Origin of the sequence: Paremcibacter congregatus, from assembly GCF_006385135.1 — a bacterium.
Taxonomy (GTDB): Bacteria; Pseudomonadota; Alphaproteobacteria; order Sphingomonadales; family Emcibacteraceae; genus Paremcibacter; species Paremcibacter congregatus.
Map to the genome: position 1 here is coordinate 3,640,136 of NZ_CP041025.1, position 18,206 is coordinate 3,658,341.

The 18,206-nt window shown below is 56.0% G+C and carries 17 protein-coding genes; 9 read left to right on the plus strand and 8 right to left on the minus strand.

The annotated features are described in order from the left end of the window. Positions 1-155: 155 nt before the first annotated feature. Genes ubiT through FIV45_RS16105 form a run of 4 tightly spaced genes read left to right on the plus strand, consistent with a single transcriptional unit; the run spans position 156 to position 3,489 of the window. A complete protein-coding gene (gene ubiT / locus FIV45_RS16090) occupies positions 156-905 on the plus strand; it encodes a ubiquinone anaerobic biosynthesis accessory factor UbiT (RefSeq protein ID WP_099473434.1) in 750 nt (249 codons plus the stop codon). Then, positions 902-1,903: a ubiquinone anaerobic biosynthesis protein UbiU gene (ubiU, locus tag FIV45_RS16095; RefSeq protein WP_099473436.1), complete on the plus strand. Its 1,002-nt coding sequence runs from the start codon at positions 902-904 to the stop codon at positions 1,901-1,903. The genes ubiT and ubiU overlap by 4 nt, the downstream gene beginning before the upstream one ends. A 1-nt stretch (position 1,904) precedes the next feature. Next, positions 1,905-2,804, plus strand: coding sequence for a ubiquinone anaerobic biosynthesis protein UbiV (gene ubiV / locus FIV45_RS16100; protein WP_099473438.1), 900 nt, complete (start codon positions 1,905-1,907; stop codon positions 2,802-2,804). A gap of 28 nt (positions 2,805-2,832) precedes the next feature. Continuing rightward, positions 2,833-3,489 (plus strand): carbonic anhydrase, encoded by a 657-nt coding sequence (locus FIV45_RS16105; protein ID WP_099473440.1) that lies wholly within the window; start codon positions 2,833-2,835, stop codon positions 3,487-3,489. A gap of 113 nt (positions 3,490-3,602) precedes the next feature. Here the strand turns inward: FIV45_RS16105 and FIV45_RS16110 are convergent, their stop codons facing one another. Genes FIV45_RS16110 through FIV45_RS16130 form a run of 5 tightly spaced genes read right to left on the minus strand, consistent with a single transcriptional unit; the run spans position 3,603 to position 8,884 of the window. Then, the gene (locus FIV45_RS16110; protein WP_099473442.1) at positions 3,603-4,199 is read right to left on the minus strand and encodes an inner membrane-spanning protein YciB; all 597 of its coding nucleotides are present in this window, start codon (positions 4,197-4,199) and stop codon (positions 3,603-3,605) included. Positions 4,200-4,216: 17 nt separating this feature from the next. Next, on the minus strand, positions 4,217-5,179 hold the full coding sequence (gene ftsY, locus FIV45_RS16115; protein WP_099473443.1) for a signal recognition particle-docking protein FtsY: 963 nt from the start codon (positions 5,177-5,179) through the stop codon (positions 4,217-4,219). 33 nt (positions 5,180-5,212) lie between these two features. Further along, positions 5,213-6,532 (minus strand): tRNA (N(6)-L-threonylcarbamoyladenosine(37)-C(2))-methylthiotransferase MtaB, encoded by a 1,320-nt coding sequence (mtaB, locus tag FIV45_RS16120; RefSeq protein ID WP_099473445.1) that lies wholly within the window; start codon positions 6,530-6,532, stop codon positions 5,213-5,215. Beyond that, the gene (dapF, locus tag FIV45_RS16125; protein ID WP_204602229.1) at positions 6,529-7,407 is read right to left on the minus strand and encodes a diaminopimelate epimerase; all 879 of its coding nucleotides are present in this window, start codon (positions 7,405-7,407) and stop codon (positions 6,529-6,531) included. The genes mtaB and dapF overlap by 4 nt, the downstream gene beginning before the upstream one ends. A gap of 37 nt (positions 7,408-7,444) precedes the next feature. After that, positions 7,445-8,884, minus strand: coding sequence for an SLC13 family permease (locus FIV45_RS16130; protein ID WP_099473447.1), 1,440 nt, complete (start codon positions 8,882-8,884; stop codon positions 7,445-7,447). Positions 8,885-9,126: 242 nt separating this feature from the next. Between FIV45_RS16130 and FIV45_RS16135 the strand changes: the two genes are divergently transcribed. The 4 genes from FIV45_RS16135 to tdh all read left to right on the plus strand — a co-directional run bounded on the left by FIV45_RS16135 (position 9,127) and on the right by tdh (position 13,451). After that, positions 9,127-10,389 carry an FG-GAP repeat protein gene (locus FIV45_RS16135; RefSeq protein WP_099473449.1) on the plus strand — a complete coding sequence of 421 codons (1,263 nt, stop codon included), beginning with the start codon at positions 9,127-9,129 and terminating at the stop codon, positions 10,387-10,389. Between the two features lie 123 nt (positions 10,390-10,512). Next, a complete protein-coding gene (locus FIV45_RS16140) occupies positions 10,513-11,088 on the plus strand; it encodes a helix-turn-helix domain-containing protein (protein ID WP_099473451.1) in 576 nt (191 codons plus the stop codon). 122 nt (positions 11,089-11,210) lie between these two features. Further along, the gene (locus tag FIV45_RS16145) at positions 11,211-12,407 is read left to right on the plus strand and encodes a glycine C-acetyltransferase (protein WP_099473453.1); all 1,197 of its coding nucleotides are present in this window, start codon (positions 11,211-11,213) and stop codon (positions 12,405-12,407) included. A gap of 12 nt (positions 12,408-12,419) precedes the next feature. Next, a complete protein-coding gene (gene tdh, locus FIV45_RS16150) occupies positions 12,420-13,451 on the plus strand; it encodes an L-threonine 3-dehydrogenase (protein ID WP_099473454.1) in 1,032 nt (343 codons plus the stop codon). Between the two features lie 22 nt (positions 13,452-13,473). Here tdh and FIV45_RS16155 read toward each other — a convergent pair whose 3' ends face one another. The 3 genes from FIV45_RS16155 to FIV45_RS16165 form a co-directional block, all read right to left on the minus strand. After that, positions 13,474-15,153 (minus strand): sensor histidine kinase, encoded by a 1,680-nt coding sequence (locus tag FIV45_RS16155; RefSeq protein ID WP_099473456.1) that lies wholly within the window; start codon positions 15,151-15,153, stop codon positions 13,474-13,476. A gap of 27 nt (positions 15,154-15,180) precedes the next feature. After that, a complete protein-coding gene (gene msrA, locus FIV45_RS16160; protein WP_099473458.1) occupies positions 15,181-15,651 on the minus strand; it encodes a peptide-methionine (S)-S-oxide reductase MsrA in 471 nt (156 codons plus the stop codon). 110 nt (positions 15,652-15,761) lie between these two features. Beyond that, positions 15,762-16,811, minus strand: a complete 1,050-nt coding sequence (locus FIV45_RS16165) for an aldo/keto reductase (protein ID WP_099473460.1) — start codon at positions 16,809-16,811, stop codon at positions 15,762-15,764. A 160-nt stretch (positions 16,812-16,971) separates the two neighbouring features. Here FIV45_RS16165 and FIV45_RS16170 point away from each other — a divergent pair, with 160 nt between their 5' ends. Next, positions 16,972-18,162, plus strand: coding sequence for a serine hydrolase domain-containing protein (locus FIV45_RS16170; protein ID WP_099473462.1), 1,191 nt, complete (start codon positions 16,972-16,974; stop codon positions 18,160-18,162). Positions 18,163-18,206 lie beyond the last annotated feature (44 nt).

An 18,206-nucleotide genomic window follows, 5' to 3' on the forward strand; every position in this document is an offset into this window, starting at 1 on the left:
TCTTCGACCGGCCGGTCAGTTCTGCAATATTAAAGCTATAAAATATCTTTAAAAACAATATCTTGACCTTTCCTTTATTTGATCTGCATCAAATGATCCTCAAGCCGGCACCGCTATAAGGAACCCTGATTAAATTTAACAAGGAAAGGCGCGCCATGACGATATCAGACGCAATGATATCCCCCGCCAGTATATCAGACGGTCCGGGTGATTCTGCTCCCTCTTCCCAGAATACGCCCCCGCCCTTCTCGGCCCTGATGCTGACGGGGCTGATGTTACGCCCGCTGCCGCGTCGCCCCCTGAACATTATTCTGGACCGGTTTTCCGCACGGATCAGCCGCACCCATCCCGCTGTCTTTGATCGACTCGTCCCGTTGGTGGGCTGTCATTTTGTCATCCGTCCCACGGACCTGCCCCATGATCTGCGTCTGATCATCGGTGACGCCAGGGTCACCTGCCAGCTGGATGACGCCATGGCCCGGCCCCCGGAGGTGGTGATCACCGGCCCGTTTCTGTCTCTAATCGATATGATGGACGGCCGGATTGACGGCGACGCGTTGTTTTTTGCCCGCAGCCTGACCGTAGAAGGCGACACAGAAGCGTTGCTCACCCTGCGCAATGCCATGGACAGTGACGATATTGATCTGCGGGCCGAAATTCTTGATGCCCTCGGTCCCCTTCATGCCCCCGCGAAACTTTTCTGCGGGATCGGCAGCCGCCTATTCAGGGCTTTCGATCACGACCTGACCCAAATCCAGAACGCCCTGAATCAGCCGCTGTCCAGCCGCTGCGACACGCTGGATCAGGAAAACCAGATCCTGCGCCGCCGCCTTAACGGACTGGAACAGAAACTGGTCAAAAGTCAGGCGCGGCTGCACAGCCTCAGCCGGAAGATTGCCTCATGACATCCGAGAAAACACCTTCGAAACTTGAACTTGTTTGTCCGGCCGGCACCCCGGCCGCCCTGCGGGTCGCCGTCGACGCCGGAGCCGACACGGTCTATCTGGGGTTTCGCGACGCCACCAACGCCCGTAATTTCCCTGGCCTGAATTTCTCGGTCGCGGAACTGGAAGAGGCGTTGGACTACGCCCACAGCCATGACGCCAGGGTTCTGCTGGCGGTAAATACCTATGCCCAGGCCGGCAATGATGACGCCTGGACCCAGGCCGTGGATAATGCCGCCCGCCTGAAAGTGGACGCGCTTATCCTCGCCGATATCGGCCTGTTGGATTATGCCCACCGCGCCCATCCGGATCTGCGCCTGCATCTGTCGGTGCAGGCTTCGGCCTCCAACCCGGTGGCGATCCAGCATTATGTCAAAGAATTCGGCGTTCGGCGGGTGGTGTTGCCCCGGGTCCTGACCGTGCCTGAAATCAAGTCGCTCAATCAGGAAATTGACATCGAAACCGAAGTCTTCGCCTTTGGCGGCATGTGCCCCATGGCCGAGGGGCGCTGCAGCCTGTCGTCCTATATCACCGGCAAGTCGCCCAATATGAATGGCGTCTGTTCCCCGGCAAGCCACGTCGCCTATATTCAGCAGGGCCGCACCCTGACCAGCAATCTGGCGGGTTTCACCATCAACAGTTTTGGCCCCCACGAACAGGCCGGATACCCTACCCTGTGCAAGGGCCGCTTCACCGCCAATGACGAAACAGGTTATCTGTTCGAGGAACCCACCAGCCTCAACGTCACCGGCATTCTCAGTGAGCTGATGGCCGCCGGGGTCACGGCGCTGAAAATCGAAGGCCGCCAGCGCAGCAAGGCATATGTGCGTGAAGTGGTGCAGAATTTCCGTCAGGCCATCGATCAGGCCGCCCGCGGCGAAGGCGGCAAAATCGCCATGGATAATCTTTCCGAAGGCGGACAGAACACCACCGGCGCCTATGACAAGAAGTGGATGTAACATGCAGAATGCACGCTTAAACCTGGGGCCGTTACTGTTCAATTGGGACAGTGGCAAAATTCGCGACTTTTATTTTCGCATCGCCGATGAGGCCCCGGTTGATCGGGTGCATATCGGGGAAGTGGTCTGCGCCAAACGGCTGGCGGGCAAGGATTACCTGCCAGAGGTGATGGACCGGCTGACCGCGGCAGGCAAACAGGTGGTGCTGTCCGGGCTCGCCCTGATCATGGACGGGCGCGACCAACAAATCACCCGGGATCTGACGGAACTGGCTGACGATTATCTGATCGAAGCCAACGATATTTCTACCGTCAGTCTGCTGCGCGGTCGCCCCCACGCCATCGGTCCCTTTATTAATGTCTATAACGAAGCAACCCTGAAATATTATGAGCAGGGCGGCGCGACCCACATTTCCCTGCCCTACGAGCTGCCGGAAACCTCCCTGCAGGCCCTGAGCGCGCACGCCGAAAGCGCCCTTGAGGTGCAGGTTTTTGGTCGCCTGCCGCTGGCGATCTCGGCCCGCTGTTATCACGCCCGCGCCCACAAGCTCAGCAAGGACGGCTGCCAGTATGTCTGTGACAAGGACCCGGACGGGCTCCCGGTCACGACCATGGAAGGGCAGAATTTCCTCGCCATCAATGGCCTGCAGACCCTGTCCTATTCTTACTGTAATCTGATGGCCGAACTGCCGGCGCTCACGGCTATGGGGATTCGCGACTTTCGCCTGTCGCCCCATGACGTTGATATGGTGCGGATCAGTCGGATTTACCGCGACCGGCTGAACGACCGGCTTTCTTCCCCTGAGGCCAATGACGCTTTAGAGCAGGAAATGTTTGCCATCGAATTTTCCAATGGTTATTATCACGGCGTTGCCGGCAGGGAACAGATTAACATAGCTTAAATCATCAGCATACAAGGCCAATAACCCCATGAGTTCTTACGATAAACTTGTAGAAGGCTACCGCAAATTCCGCGCAGAATACCTCAGCGAGGAAAATGCTGACTGGCTCTCCAAAGCCAAGGACAAACAATCTCCCAAGGTGATGGTCATCGCCTGTAGTGACAGCCGGGTCAATCCGGTCATCCTCACCCAGGCGGGGCTCGGCGATATTTTTGTCGTCCATAATGTCGCCAATCTGGTGCCCCCCTACAAACAATCCGGCAATACCCATCACAGCACCAGCGCCGCCATCGAATTTGCCGTCAAGCATCTCAAGGTGGAACATATCATCATCAAGGGCCATAGCGGCTGCGGCGGCATCAATGCCCTGATGGCCGACCATGATCATAAAACGGTTCTCGAGACTGATGCGCCCTACAGCTTTATCCGCCCGTGGATGGATATCGTCGAAAAAGCCTCGGAATTTTCAGCGGAAGAAAAAAGCCAGATGGATGAAGACGCTCTCGCCACCCTGTGCGAACGCCGGGCGACCCTGATTTCACTGGAAAACCTGAAAGGCTTCCCCTGGGTGAGAGAAGCCATTGAAGCCAAGGCCTTAAAACTCCACGCCTGGCATTTCGACATCGCCAGCGGCAGACTGGTGCAATATAACAGCAAAACCGACGCCTTTGAGGAACTGGTTTAACGCAGGATATCCAGTCGTTTTCTGGCATACTCCAAAATGTGCCCCATTTCTTCAGAGCCCAGCCATGGAGAAACCCGACCTGAAGACCAACTAAACCGGAAGACGGATGAATGTTAATCCTCTTCCGGTGTTTTCCCCGCCTCTTCCAGATCCATATATTTCATCAACATCGGCATTTGCGCCATCATGAAGATAAAACTTAGGGGGATAAACAGCCAGATTTTGGTCTCGAGCCAGGTGTCAAAGGCAAAGTTGCGGTGAATGATCTCGTTCAGCACCGCATTGAGAATATAGAAAAGCCCAAACCGGAATGACAGTTTCTTCCAGGCTTCATCGGGCATCGGCGGAAAGCCGGCCTCGAAGATGTTTTTCAGAAAATATTTGCCATACGCCACCCCGATAAGAAGCGCCGCCGCAAAGAACCCGTAGAGAATGGTCGGCTTGATCTTGATAAACATTGGATCACGGAAGTACAGGGTCAGCCCCCCCATGATCCCGACCAGCGCCCCGGAAATCCACAGGATCAGACCGATCTTGCCGAAAACGAGCTTCGACGCCACCATCGACGCCACCATCGCGCCCATAAAGACCTGGGTCGCGAAAAAGACAGTTTCCCAGTCCTTGGCGTCATAAGCATATAGGAACAGCGCCAGCGGGAAAATCTCGATCACGATCTTCAGCAATTGTTTTTGATTCGTACTCAATGTCATTAACGCGCCTTACCCTGTTATAGCCCCACCAGCATTTTTGAAAATTCATCTGCATCAAACGGCTGCAGATCATCGATACTCTCGCCGACGCCAATGGCGTGGATCGGCAGTTTATACTTCTCGGCGCAAGCCACCAGCACCCCGCCGCGGGCGGTGCCGTCGAGCTTGGTCATGATCAGGCCCGACACATCGGCGGCTTCCTGAAACACCTGGGCCTGAAGGACTGCATTCTGCCCCGTGGTCGCATCAAGCACCAGCAGCGTATTATGGGGCGCGGTCGCGTCCTGCTTTTTGATCACCCGGATAATCTTGCTGAGTTCTTCCATCAGATGGCTTTTATTCTGCAGCCGCCCGGCGGTGTCTATCATCAGCACATCGACCTTCTCGGCCCGGGCTTTTTCGATCGCCTCAAACGCCAGCCCCGCCGCATCGGCGCCCACCTTGCCGGAAATCACCGGCACCTTGTTGCGCGCGCCCCAGACCTGCAATTGTTCGATCGCCGCCGCGCGGAAGGTATCGCCCGCCGCCAGCATGACCGACTTGCCGTCCTGCTGAAATTTCTTCGCCATTTTGCCAATGGTCGTCGTCTTGCCGGAGCCATTGACCCCGACCATCAGAATGATATGCGGCTGATGCGTGCCATCAATGACCAAAGGCTGCGCCACCGGCCGCAGAATATCGGCCACCTGGGCCGCCAGTGCCTGTTGCACCTCTTCCGACGAGATTTGCTTGTCAAACCGATCTTTGCCGATGGTCTCGCAGACCGCGCGGCTGACCGTGACCCCGAGATCGGACATGATCAGCAGGTCTTCCAGTTCCTCTAGCGTGGCGGCGGTGAGTTTTTTCTTGGTGAAAATATCCGCAATACCGCCACTTAGCGCGCTGGTGCTGCGCTTAAGGCCGCTTTTCAGACGGCTGAACCAGCCTTTTTTTTCCCCTGTATCATGTGAGGTGTTTTGTGCCGTATCTTGTTCGGTCATGAATGTCCAAAAATCTGTTTTTTTGAGCGGCGCTTAATCCGCCAGTTCGCTAATCAATATGCCCTGTTCATAGCCGGTTACCCGGGCTTTGGCAATATGGCCAGAAGTTAAATTATCCAGGGAGAAGAGCGCGGTGATTTTCGCCGGGGCGAAATATTCCGTATGACCGATCACCGCCTTGCCGTCCCCGTCGGGTTTTTCCACCAATATGCTGACCAGCTTGCCGATCTGGTCCCGCATATAGGCATCAAATTTTTCCTGCCCCCGCGCCCGGAGCCGGGCGGCCCGCGCTTTGCGGACCTCTTTTGCCACAGGCGGCATCTTCGCCGCCGGGGTGCCTTCGCGGGCGGAATAGGGAAAGACATGCAGATAGGTGAGATCGCATTCGTCGACCAGCTTCAGGCTGTTTTCGAACATCTCTTCGGTTTCCGTCGGGAAGCCGGCAATGATATCGGCGCCGAAAACCACATCGGGCCGCGCCGCCCGCACCCGGCGACAGAATTCAATGCTGTCCTCGCGGGAATGACGGCGCTTCATGCGCTTGAGGATCATATTGTCGCCGGATTGCAGCGACAGATGCAAATGCGGCATCAATCGTTTCTCTTGCGTAATAACCTGAAACAGCGCCTCGTCAGCTTCGATGCTGTCAATGCTGCTCAGGCGCAGTCGTTGCAAACCCGGAACAAGTTTCAAAATCTTCTGGCACAGCACCCCAAGGCTGGGCTTGCCCGGCAGGTCCGGGCCATAAGAGGTGATATCGACACCGGTCAGGATCACTTCGAGATAGCCGTTATCGACCAATCGTTGCACTTGCGTTACAACCTCGCCTATCGGCACCGAGCGGCTGTTACCACGGCCATAAGGAATGATGCAGAAGGTGCAGCGATGATCGCAGCCGTTCTGCACCTGGACAAAGGCGCGGGTGCGTTCCTGATAACCCTCAATCAGATGGTTGGCAGTTTCTTTCACCGCCATGATGTCATTGACCAGCAGCTTCTCGCTGTCGGCAATACCGAAATCCCGGTAACTGTCGGCATGGAGTTTTTCTTCGTTGCCCATCACCTGATCGACCTCGGCCATTTTGGCGAAGCTTTCCGGATTAACCTGGGCGGCGCAGCCGGTAACGATGATTTTGGCGTCGGGCCGTTCCTTGCGGGTGCGGCGGATGCTTTGCCGCGCCTGACGGGTGGCCTCGGCGGTGACGGCGCAGGTGTTAAAAATCACTGTATCCATCAGCCCGGCTTTTTCCGCGTGATTTTTCATCACCTCGGACTCATACGTATTGAGCCGACAGCCGAAGGTCACGACATCTGCTTTGGTCTGAGCTTTATTTTTTGTCGGCACCTGGGTCATGCGAGGCTCCCCAGATCAATCTGACCCTCATAAACATAGCTCACCGCGCCGGTCATCTGTACATGATTGTCGGCGTCCCACGCCATATGCAGTGTGCCGCCGTCAAGGTCGATAATGGCTTTGCGGTCCACCAGACCGCGCAGACTTGCCGCGACCACGGTGGCGCAGGCGGCGGAGCCACAGGCCTCGGTAATCCCGGCGCCGCGTTCCCAGACCCGGTGGCGCAGATGGCCGTCTCCCCGGTCCTCGACAATGCTGACATTGACCCGTTCGGGGAACAGCGGATGATTTTCGATCTCGGGTCCGAGCGTTTCAAGTACAATCGCCGCCACATCCGGGACAAAAAACACCACATGAGGATTGCCCATATTGACCGCAACCCCGTGGGACAAAGGCCCGACACTGAGGTCAAGATCGGCAGTGTCCATGTCTTGAGCCAGTGGAATGTCCCGCCAGTCAAGCAGGGGCGTGCCCATATCGACCCGGATCAGGTCGCCGTCCCGGCAGGCCGTTAGCAGGCCAGCTCCGGTCTCGATCGTCACCCGGTCACGGCCCAGCTCCTGCAATAAAATATCCCCGACACAACGGGTGGCGTTACCGCAGGCCGCCACTTCACTGCCGTCGGCATTCTGAATCCGCATGAAGACGTCGGCCGTCTCACTGGGCCACAGGGTGATCAACTGGTCGCAGCCAATCCCGCGATTGCGGCTGGCGAGCTGGCGCACCTGAGCCTCGGTCAGATCCAGCTGATCTGTCCGGCCATCAAAAATGATAAAATCATTGCCGAGCCCATGCATCTTGCGAAAGGGGCGGCGGCACGTGTTGAGCGTCCTGTTCATACCGCCATATATGGGAGGATTCGCCGAAATGTCCACTAAAAACTGACTCTTTCCGTAGGCTTTTCGCCCGCCCTCACCCGAAGATCAGCGGCACCAGACTATAGGACAGGGCCGTGACCACCACAATGCCGACCAGATTGAGACGGAAACCGGCCGCCGCCATCTGGGGGATCGTCACTTTTCCTGTGGCGTAAATCACTGCATTGGGGGCCGTCGCCACCGGCAACATAAAGGCGCAGCTCGCCGACAGGGCCACCGGCGCAAACAGCATCATCGGATCAATTCCGGTCGAGACCGCCAAGGCGCCAAGCACCGGCAGCAGGGTCGCCGTGGTCGCGGTATTGCTGGTCAATTCGGTCAGGAAGATCACCATCGCCACCAGACAGAGGACGATCAAAATCAACGGCAGCGTGCCAATCGCCGCCAGGGCCGCGCCAAGCCAGGCCGCCAGCCCCGAAGCCGCCACCGCCGCCGCGAGGCTGAGACCCCCGCCGAACAACAACAACACGCCCCAGGGGATTTGATTGGCGGTGTCCCAGTCGAGCAAGGCGGTGCCTTTTTCCGTCTGACAGCCTGACGGGATAATAAACAGCACCGTCGCGCCGCCCACCGCGATCATGGCGTCATTAAGCCAGGGCAGAATCTCCAGATTCTGCTGCATCGGCACCCGCAAGATCCAGGCCGCGGCGATAAAGACAAATACCCAGGCCACCCGCCTTTCCGGGCGCGACATCGGCCCCATGGCCGCAAGTTCGTCCCGCAGCATATGTTCCGCCACCGGCGCATCATCCAGATTAAAGGGATACGCCCATTTGGTGAGCACAAACCAGGCCACCGGCACCATCACCAGAACCGTCGGAATACCAAACATCATCCAGGTGAGAAAGCTGATCTCGATGCCATAGGTGGCTTTCATAAAACTGACCACAAACAGATTCGGCGGCGTGCCGATCGGGGTGCCCAGCCCGCCGATACTGGCTGAATAAGCAATGCCGAGTATAAGGCACAAGACAAATCCCTGGTGTCGTTTATCCTGATCCCGGACAATTTCACTGGCCAGTGACAGGGCGATGGGGATCATCATGATCGAACTGGCCGTATTGCTGATCCACATGGACATCAGCGCCGTCGCCGCCATAAACCCCCCGATCAATGCCGCCGGATTATTGCCGACCCGCACGAGAATATTGAGCGCCAGCCGCCGGTGCAGGTTCCAGCGCGCCAGGGCCGTCGCGATAATAAAACCGCCAAGCAGCAAAAAGATGGTTGGCCGGGCGTAGGGCGTCGCCGCCTCCGCCATCGTCATCACCCCGAGCGCCGGAAACAGCAGCAAGGGCAACAGACTGGTGATCGGGATCGGCAATACTTCCGTCGCCCAGAAAGCTGCAAGCAGCAGGGCGACCCCGGCCGTCCGCCAGGCCATGACGCTCATGTCCACCGGCGGCGGCAACACAAACGTCAGTGCGAAGAGAAATAATCCGATCAACAACCCAATACGGCGTGTCCTGCTCATAAAACCTGTCCCAAATATTATTATTTTCTTTTGAGAAGAGAGTTAAGGTTCCGGCTATGTAAAGTCAACAACTGTTCCCTGACCACACAGGGTGAAGAAGAACTTTTGTGGCATATAATGGGTATCATTAAAGGATCGGATGACTTAGTCTTGACAGAACATCGCCACATTCGCCTCATAAAACCATAAAGATGCGGAGAAAACAGATGCCACGTCTGTAACCTCGAGTGAAAGGCCTCCATATGCAAGACTTCATCCGTCCGTCTTCGAACAAAATCCATTTTATGGGTGTCGTGATGGCCCTGCTCTTGTCACTGACCCTTGCCGCTGGGGCGACCGCGTCTGATCAAGCTGTAAAACTTCTCGCCCATGATGGTGCCCCAGAAGACTTCTTCGGTTTTGATGTCGCCATCTCCGGCGACACGCTCGTGGTGGGGGCCCTCAAAAGCGACGATGACATCAAGGGGGTTGATACGGGGTCGGCCTATATCTTCACCCGCGACGGGAATACGTGGGGCCAGCAGGCCAAGCTTGTCGCCGCTGATGGCAGGGCGGGCGATACCTTTGGCGGAAAAGTCTTTCTCTCTGGCGATACCGCCATTATCGGCGCCAGCCATGATGACGATAAAGGTATCGATTCGGGGGCAGCCTATATCTTCACCCGCAAGGGAACAACCTGGAACCAGCAGGCCAAAATCACAGCCACTGATGGCATGGCGGGAGACGCCTTTGGGCAAAGCATCGCCTTTGCCGGGGATACTCTGGTGATCGGAGCGCCTCATGATAATGATCGGGGCGATAACTCCGGTTCGGTTTATGTCTTCACCCGCGCGAATACGGGCTGGGATCTCCAGACCAAACTTACGGCCGCCGATGGGGCGGCGGGTGACGTCTTCGGCATCAGCGTGGCGTATTCCGACGATACCCTCGTGGTGGGCGCCGATCTGAACGATGAAAAGGCCCTCAATGCGGGCGCTGTCTATGTTCTCACCCGGTCAGGAGGTCACTGGAGTCAACAGGCCAAACTGACCGCAGCCGATGGGGCGGAAACCGATATCTTCGGCGTCAGGGTAGCCTTATCCGGCGACACCGTTTTAATTTCGGCGCGCCGGGATGACGATGATGTCATGGGGATTGATTCAGGGTCGGCCTATGTCTTCACCCGGTCTGGGACCACTTGGCGCCAGCAGGCCAAACTCACGGCTTCCGATGGCGCGGCGAACGACAGATTTGGCCGGAGTATTGCTCTGGAGGGCAACATCGCCGTGATCGGCGCCATGCTTCACGACCAGAAGGGTCCTGACGCAGGCACGGCCTATGTTTTTACCCGCTCAGGAGAGGCCTGGCAGCAGAAGACCAAACTCACCACAGCCGATGGCGCAGCGGGAAATGCCTTCGGCTGGAGTATGGCGCTCTCCAACGGCGCCGCCGTGATCGCTGCCCGCCATGACCATGGCACTGGCTCAGGGGCGGTTTACCTGTTTGATGTCCGTCGCTGGCAATAAAGCCTGCCCTGTTGCTGATTGGCAGAAAGAATAGCCACATGGCCAGGGCAACATCACATTTTCATTCCCAAAGCGATAAAAATCCAATATAGTGGATTTATAACACCAATGAGTTCTGATCTTATGACACGTACTTCGCCGCCGGACGTGGGCCGGAAAATCAAGCATATCCGCAATGAAAAGAAGCTGACGCTGGAACAACTGGCGACGAAATCCAGTGTGTCCAAATCCATGCTGTCCCAGATCGAGCGTGGCCGCACCAACCCGACGCTGGCGATCCTGTGGAGCCTGACCCAGTCGCTCGATATGGACATCGCCGATCTGCTGGACAGTGATCGCGCGGATGACGGTGGAGGTGGCCATAAAATAGACCATGTCAAAGCCCACCAAACACCGGAAATCCAGAGCGCCGATGGCCGTTGCACCTTGAAAATCCTGGGCCCCGTCGATCTGGTGACCCAGACCGAATGGTATGATATGATGATGACGCCCGGCGGCCTGCTCGATTCGGATGGCCATGCCGAAGGCACCCGGGAACATCTGACGGTCATAGAAGGAACCCTGACCGTGCGCAACGGGCAAGAAGAAATTCGCCTTGAGACCGGCGACACCGCCCGCTATGACGCAGATATTCCCCACTATATTGAAAATAAAAGTCAAAAACAGGCCCGGGCCCTGATGGTGGTTCTCGCCCCCTGATGGCGGCCAGCAGGCGATTTTGAGAGTTCAGTATACTAAATTATTTTTTCATTTGACCAATATATTAAACTATGTTTTTAATATAACGGAAATTCACGCCAGTCAATTGTAAAGGATATCTCATGGGACAGCGTTACACGGATTTTTTAACCACCCAACTTCAGGAATTGAAGGAACAGGGTCTCTATAAGGCCGAGCGGGTCATCACCACACCGCAACAGGCAGTGGTTCATGTCGCCGCCGGCGGTGATCAGGATTATATCAATTTCTGCGCCAACAATTACCTTGGCCTGTCCAATGACCAGACTCTGGTCGAGACCGCCAAGGCGGCGCTCGACACCTATGGCTACGGCATGTCGTCGGTGCGCTTTATCTGCGGCACCCAGAATATTCACAAACAGCTGGAGCAGCGGCTCGCCAGTTTCCTGAAAACGGAAGACGTCATTCTTTACCCCAGTTGTTTCGACGCCAACGCCGGGTTGTTTGAAACTTTGCTCGGCCCGGAAGACGCCATCATCTCCGACGCGCTCAATCACGCCAGCATCATCGACGGGGTGCGGCTCAGCAAACCAAAACGTTTCCGCTATGCCAACAACGACATGGCCGAACTGGAAAAATGCCTGATCGAGGCGCAGGACGCCCGTTTCCGCCTGATCGCCACCGACGGCGTGTTTTCCATGGACGGCATTCTCGCCAATCTGCCGGCGATCTGTGACCTGGCCGAGAAATACGACGCGCTGGTGATGGTTGATGACAGTCACGCGGTCGGCTTTATGGGCGACACCGGCGCGGGCACCCCGGAATTCTGGGGCGTGTCCCACCGGGTCGATATCCTCACCGGCACCCTGGGCAAGGCGCTCGGCGGCGCGTCCGGCGGCTATACCGCGGCATCGAAAGAAATTGTCGACTGGCTGCGCAACCGGTCCCGGCCTTATCTGTTTTCCAACACCCTGGCCCCGGTCATTGCCGCCACCACCTGCAAGGTGCTGGACATCCTACAGGAAAGCGGGGCTTTGCGCGACAGAGTTCACGCCAACAGCCGCTATTTCCGCGACGGTATGACCAAAGCCGGCTTCAGCCTCGCCGGGGCCGATCATCCGATCATCCCGGTGATGCTGGGTGACGCCAAACTGGCGGCGCAAATGGCGGAAAAACTTCTGGATGAGGGTATCTTCGTGGTGGGCTTCTCCTTCCCCGTCGTGCCCAAGGGCCAGGCCCGTATCCGCACCCAGATGTCCGCCGCCCACACCCCGGCGCAGCTGGACAAGGCCATTGACGCCTTTACCCGTATTGGCCGTGAACTCGGCATTATTTCCTGAAGGAGCCCCGCCATGAAAGCCCTGATCAAAGCCCAACCCCAAGAAGGCATCTGGATGGAGGATATCCCCACCCCGGAAGTCGGCCATAATGATGTGTTGGTCAAAGTGAAAAAAAGCGCCATCTGCGGCACCGACATTCATATTTACAACTGGGACGACTGGGCCCAGAAAACCATCCCCGTGCCCATGGCCGTCGGCCATGAATTCGCCGGCGAGATCGTCGAGATGGGTTCAGAGGTTCAGGGCCTGAAAATCGGCCAGCGGGTGTCCGCCGAAGGCCATGTTACCTGCGGTCACTGCCGCAACTGCCGCGCCGGAAAGCGTCATCTGTGCCGCAATACCATGGGCATCGGCGTCAACCGGCCCGGGTCCTTCGCCGAATATGTCGCGGTGCCCGCCACCAACATCTGCCCCCTGCCCGACGGCATCAGTGATGAGCTGGGCGCGATCCTCGACCCGCTCGGCAATGCGGCCCATACGGCGCTGGAATTTGACCTGGTGGGGGAAGATGTGCTGATCACCGGCGCCGGTCCCATTGGCATCATGGCCGTCGCCATCGCCCGCCAGGTGGGGGCGCGCAATATCGTCATTACCGACGTCAATGACTATCGGCTCGGCATCGCCAAGCAGATGGGCGCGACCCGGGCGGTCAATGTCTCCCGCAAGTCCCTGAAATCGGTGATGGCGGATCTGAAAATGACCGAAGGTTTCGATGTAGGCCTTGAAATGTCCGGGGTGCCTCAGGCGTTTAACGATATGCTGGATACCATCAACCACGGCGGCAAGATTGCCCTGCTCGGCATTATGCCCGAGGGCACGCCCATCGACTGGACCCAGGTGATCTTCAAAGGTCTCGAAATCCACGGCATTTACGGCCGCAAGATGTTCGAAACCTGGTACAAGATGATTGCGCTTCTTGAAGCCGGACTGGATATCAGCCCGATCCTGACCCATAACTTCAATATTGACGACTTCCAGCAGGGGTTCGATATCATGCGGTCGGGGCAATCCGGCAAGGTGATCCTCAACTGGGATGAGACGTAAGAACAACAGGCCGCGAACGGGATCAGGCGTAACCCGCCTGAATCTCGACGGTTTGTTTTTCCTGTTCCAGCGGAAAACTGAAACGGGCCACCGTGCCAACGCCAAATTCGCTTTCAAGACGGAAATCCCCCCCGAGCAATTCGACAAAGGCCTGGGTCAGCGGCAACCCCAGCCCCGTACCCTCCTGGCTACGCACCAGGTAAGAATCCGTCTGGCCGAAGGTTTGCATCGCCACCTTCAGGTCTTCTTCGCTCATACCAATGCCGGTATCGGTCACGCAGATTTCCACCATACCTTCGGGGCTTACGTTCCCCGTCACGGTCACGGTGCCGCCTTCGGGGGTAAATTTGACCGCATTGCTCAGGAGGTTCAGAAGAACTTGACGGACCATACGTTCGTCCGAGCGAAATGGCGGTAAATCATCGGGGAGGTAGTTGTTGATTTCAAGGCCGCCCTTGACAATCGCCTTGGACAAAAGACGCAGGGTCTGATCGGCGACATCCTGAATATAAACCGTTTCCAGGGTAATGTTATAGTTGCCCGTCTCGACCTTGGACAGGTCAAGAATATCATTGATAATCGCCAGGAGATGATGACCGCTGTGGTTGATATCCTTGGCATACTCAGCGATTTTCTCACTGTTGGATTCGAAATAGGTTCCCCCAATCAGATCAGAAAACCCGATGATTGCATTTAACGGCGTGCGCAATTCATGAGACATATTGGCGAGAAACTCAGACTTCGCCCGGTTGGCCTTTTCCGCTTCCAACAACGCCAGCCCCAGTTTCTTGGTAATTTCCTGCTGGACTTTGGAATAACGAAGCCGCAACAGCATGAGAACCAAAACCCCGAAGCAGAGAAATAACGCCACAGCTGCAATAAAGATGATCTCACGGGGCAGGATTTCCGGCGGGGCATGAGGCACCGCCGCTATGCGCCAGGATCCCCCGGGAACCACCACGGATAGCTCGACATTCTCCCCGTTAAAGGCGTCCGGCGTGCCATAAAACACATCACCAGACCGGCCTTTACCGTCCTTCCCGCGCAGGGAAATATCAAAAGTCGCATCGTGCGCTTTGACCGCCTTTAACATTTTCTCCGCGTCGATCAATATGGAAACCAACCCCCAGAATTTTCCTTCATTGGCGCCTTCCGCCACAATGACCGGGGCCCGGGCGATAAAGACATATCCTCCCTGAACAGACCGCAAAGGCCCGGCAATCACCTGGTCTCCGGTTGACTTCGCCAGAAACGCCAGATCCCGCTGCGTCTCTTCTTTTCGGTAATCAAGCCCCAGCGCTGCTTCGTTGCCTGCGCGGGGATAGACATATTTCACCACCATATCCGGTGCAAGCCCGAGACTTTTGATTTGGGATTTCTGATGAAACAGATTTTGCGAGAACTGGTCAAATTCGTCTTCGACAATCTCCGGGTTCATGGCCACATAGGCCACCACCGCCCCGAGCTGATACAGGTTTTTGTTCAATTCCCGTTCAAAATCCGACCGCACCATCATCAAGGTGTTAAACGCTTCCAGCCGCGTACTCTGGTTTATTCTTTGCCGTTCTTCATTGGCGACCACATATGAAAAACTAAGAATAATAACAATGAAACACATCCCGACACTCAGCAAAAGCCAGTTTTGCCGGAAATCAAGCTGTTCCAGATAACGTGAAAGTCGCCCCACGGATGTCTTCGTCATATGCCCCCTACCAATTATTCAAATGGGTTAATGGCATGATATCGTGTGTCCTCGCTTTTTCAGGTAATGCTGGTGGTATTCTTCCGCCGGCCAGAATGCCGATGCAGGGGAAATTTCAGTGACGACCGGGTCAGGCCATTGACCCGATGCGTCGCAGGCCTCCCGGGAGGCTATCGCGATATCTTTCTGCGCCTCTGAATGATAGAAAATCACCGACCGATACTGGCTGCCCCGATCCGGTCCCTGAGCATTCAATGTTGTGGGATTGTGGATGGTCCAGAAGACCTCCAGCAGGCTGGCAAAATCAATGCGGTCCGGATCATAGGTAATTTCAACAACTTCCGCATGATTGGTTTCCCCGGTACAGACCTGTTCATAGGTCGGCTGCGCCGTTTGGCCGCCCATATAGCCAACCACCGTTGAAACAACGCCGTCCACATTGTCGAAATCCAACTGGATTCCCCAGAAACATCCCCCTGCAAGGGTTGCTTTTTCCATGCTACTACTCCCGAACTATAGTGCATGAATCTAGCTTAGTTTTAGACAGACCGCAACCACTTTAGAATATGATTATATGAGGAACTTCAACCTGCAAGACATCCGCCACATTACGGGGCCGGGTCAGGGTTTTCCAAATGTATCCGGTTCACTCCGGTCTCCAGTTCCGGCGTCCAGGGAACCTCAAAAGCCGCGATATTTTCCTGCAATTGAGACAGTGTCGTCGCTCCGATAATAGAGGAAGTCACGAAAGGTCGGCTGTCGACGAATTTCTGCGCCAGTTGCACCACAGTCAGTCCATGATCCTCGGCCAGACGCTTATATTTCCCGATCGCCTGTTCCACCGCCGTGCCCTGATATCGACTGGCGAATCCGGGGAACAACTGCTGACGGCTGCCAGTGGGCAGGACGCCCCCGAGATACTTTCCGGACAGGGCCCCGCCGCCAAGCGGCGAATAGGCCAATAACGATACCCCTTCCCGCGCAGAAATTTCCGCCAGACCCTGTTCATACAGACGGTTCAGCAGATTATAGGCGTTCTGCACAGACTGCACCCGCGGCAATTTTGCGGTTTCACTGTGATGCAGAGCCTTCATCACGCCCCAGGAAGTTTCATTTGACACCCCGACGTGGCGGATCTTGCCCTGCGTCACCAGATCACCCAACACCTGCAAAGTTTCTTCAAGTGGAATACTGTCCGGCGCTTCCCGGTGCACATATCCCCGGGAGTCGGCAAAAAGATTAATCGGCCGATCCGGCCAATGCAATTGATAGAGATCGACATAGTCTGTTTTCAGACGCCGCAGGCTTTGCTCCAGCGCATAGGTGATCTGCTCCCGGTTCAGCCGGGTGGTGTCGCTGAAAGGGCGGAACCAGTCGCCATCCCCGCGTCCGACCACTTTTGTGCCCAGGATCACCTTGTCCCGCCCGCCGCGCGCTTCCAGCCAGGACCCGATATAGGCTTCCGTCAACCCCTGGGTTTCTGCCTTGCGCGGCACGGGGTAAAGCTCTGCGGTATCAAAGAAATTGATTCCCGACGCGACAGCATAATCCATCTGCTCCCAGGCTTCCGCTTCCGTGTTCTGCTGCCCCCACGTCATGGTTCCCAGACAAATATTCGAGACCTTGATATTTGATCGTCCCAGGTTTTCATATCTCATACAGCGTCTTCCTCATTTTTTAAGGTGGGTGTCTTCCCCATATAGGGGCAAAAAAAAACATTTACAGAGGGGTATTAAAATATATGCTCAGGATCAGTTGTTTCGCGTGTAACCAAAAATAAAATCGCACACAGATAAAAACACAAACGAAGTATATTTAATGCGCTTTCTTTTTCTTCCGCTTCTGCGCTGTATGGCGTTGTCCTGTGGGGTTTTCGCCCTTTCCGCCGCCACAACGGCCGCCCCCGAACAGAATATTCTGCTTAAGAGTTACGCCCAGAAATTCGATCAGTATTTTCTGGAAAAACTAGAGGAAAAAGGCATTCCCGGCGGCGCATACGCCATCATCAAGGGGGATGAAGTCATCGCCATGAAGGGACATGGGGTGCGCGCCAAGGCCGGATTGTTTCCTGTTGATGAGCATACGGTGTTTCGTCTGGCCTCTCTGTCAAAAACCTTTGCCGCCAGCCTGACGGGAAAATTGATTGAAGAAAATAAATTCAGCTGGGAAGACAATATCTCCACCTATGTGCCGGATTTCAAATTCAAGAACAGCCACCAGGCCCAAACTCTGAAAATCCGCCATATTCTGAGCCACAGTTCCGGAATTGTGCCCAATGCCTATGACAATCTGGTCGAGGCCAATGTCGCTTTTCCGAAAATCATCTCCAAGTTCGATAAGGTCAAGCCGATCTGCAAACCCGGCGATTGCTACGGCTATCAGAATGTAATCTATAGCCTGATCCAGCCGGTTATCGAACAATCCACCTCGGAAAGCTACGCCGACCTGATGACGGAAAAGATTCTCGCCCCGCTGGGAATGAAGGACAGTTCCCTCGGCCTTGCGCCCTTTATTGATCATTTCAACCGCGCCTCCCCCCATGTGCGGGCCCGGGGAAAATGGCATACCGTCAAGGTCAAACCCGGTTATTACAACCTGCTGCCTGCCGCCGGGGTCAACGCCAGCATCTCGGACATGAGCAAATGGATGATTGCCCAGCTGGGCGGCAACCCGGACGTACTGTCCGATGAACTGCTGAACAATCTGACCAGCAAACAAATCCATACCCGTGGGCAAACCCGCCGCCGGGAATGGCGAAAATTCATCACCGACGCCTATTACGGCCTCGGCTGGCGCATCTATCAGTTCGGCGACGACGAACTGATCTATCACAGCGGTTGGGTTTCCGGCTTCCGCGCCGACATCGCCTTTTCCAAATCTTACAATATTGGTCTGGTGATCCTGCTGAATGCCGAATCCAATGTGATCAATGAAATGAGCACCACCTTCTGGGACGAAATTCTCAACGGACCGAAACCGCCGCCCCACCTGATTGCCAAAAAGAAATAGGGCCGCCCGGTAACCAGGCCGCCCTATGGAATGAAATCGGAGAA

Bases quoted from the DNA above. Each gene is read 5' to 3' on its own strand.
- ubiT (WP_099473434.1), top strand. From the start codon at position 156: ATGACGATATCAGACGCAATGATATCCCCCGCCAGTATATCAGACGGT.
- ubiU (WP_099473436.1), top strand. From the start codon at position 902: ATGACATCCGAGAAAACACCTTCGAAACTTGAACTTGTTTGTCCGGCC.
- ubiV (WP_099473438.1), top strand. From the start codon at position 1,905: ATGCAGAATGCACGCTTAAACCTGGGGCCGTTACTGTTCAATTGGGAC.
- FIV45_RS16105 (WP_099473440.1), top strand. From the start codon at position 2,833: ATGAGTTCTTACGATAAACTTGTAGAAGGCTACCGCAAATTCCGCGCA.
- FIV45_RS16110 (WP_099473442.1), bottom strand. From the start codon at position 4,199: ATGACATTGAGTACGAATCAAAAACAATTGCTGAAGATCGTGATCGAG.
- ftsY (WP_099473443.1), bottom strand. From the start codon at position 5,179: ATGACCGAACAAGATACGGCACAAAACACCTCACATGATACAGGGGAA.
- mtaB (WP_099473445.1), bottom strand. From the start codon at position 6,532: ATGACCCAGGTGCCGACAAAAAATAAAGCTCAGACCAAAGCAGATGTC.
- FIV45_RS16130 (WP_099473447.1), bottom strand. From the start codon at position 8,884: ATGAGCAGGACACGCCGTATTGGGTTGTTGATCGGATTATTTCTCTTC.
- FIV45_RS16135 (WP_099473449.1), top strand. From the start codon at position 9,127: ATGCAAGACTTCATCCGTCCGTCTTCGAACAAAATCCATTTTATGGGT.
- FIV45_RS16140 (WP_099473451.1), top strand. From the start codon at position 10,513: ATGACACGTACTTCGCCGCCGGACGTGGGCCGGAAAATCAAGCATATC.
- FIV45_RS16145 (WP_099473453.1), top strand. From the start codon at position 11,211: ATGGGACAGCGTTACACGGATTTTTTAACCACCCAACTTCAGGAATTG.
- tdh (WP_099473454.1), top strand. From the start codon at position 12,420: ATGAAAGCCCTGATCAAAGCCCAACCCCAAGAAGGCATCTGGATGGAG.
- FIV45_RS16155 (WP_099473456.1), bottom strand. From the start codon at position 15,153: ATGACGAAGACATCCGTGGGGCGACTTTCACGTTATCTGGAACAGCTT.
- msrA (WP_099473458.1), bottom strand. From the start codon at position 15,651: ATGGAAAAAGCAACCCTTGCAGGGGGATGTTTCTGGGGAATCCAGTTG.
- FIV45_RS16165 (WP_099473460.1), bottom strand. From the start codon at position 16,811: ATGAGATATGAAAACCTGGGACGATCAAATATCAAGGTCTCGAATATT.
- FIV45_RS16170 (WP_099473462.1), top strand. From the start codon at position 16,972: ATGCGCTTTCTTTTTCTTCCGCTTCTGCGCTGTATGGCGTTGTCCTGT.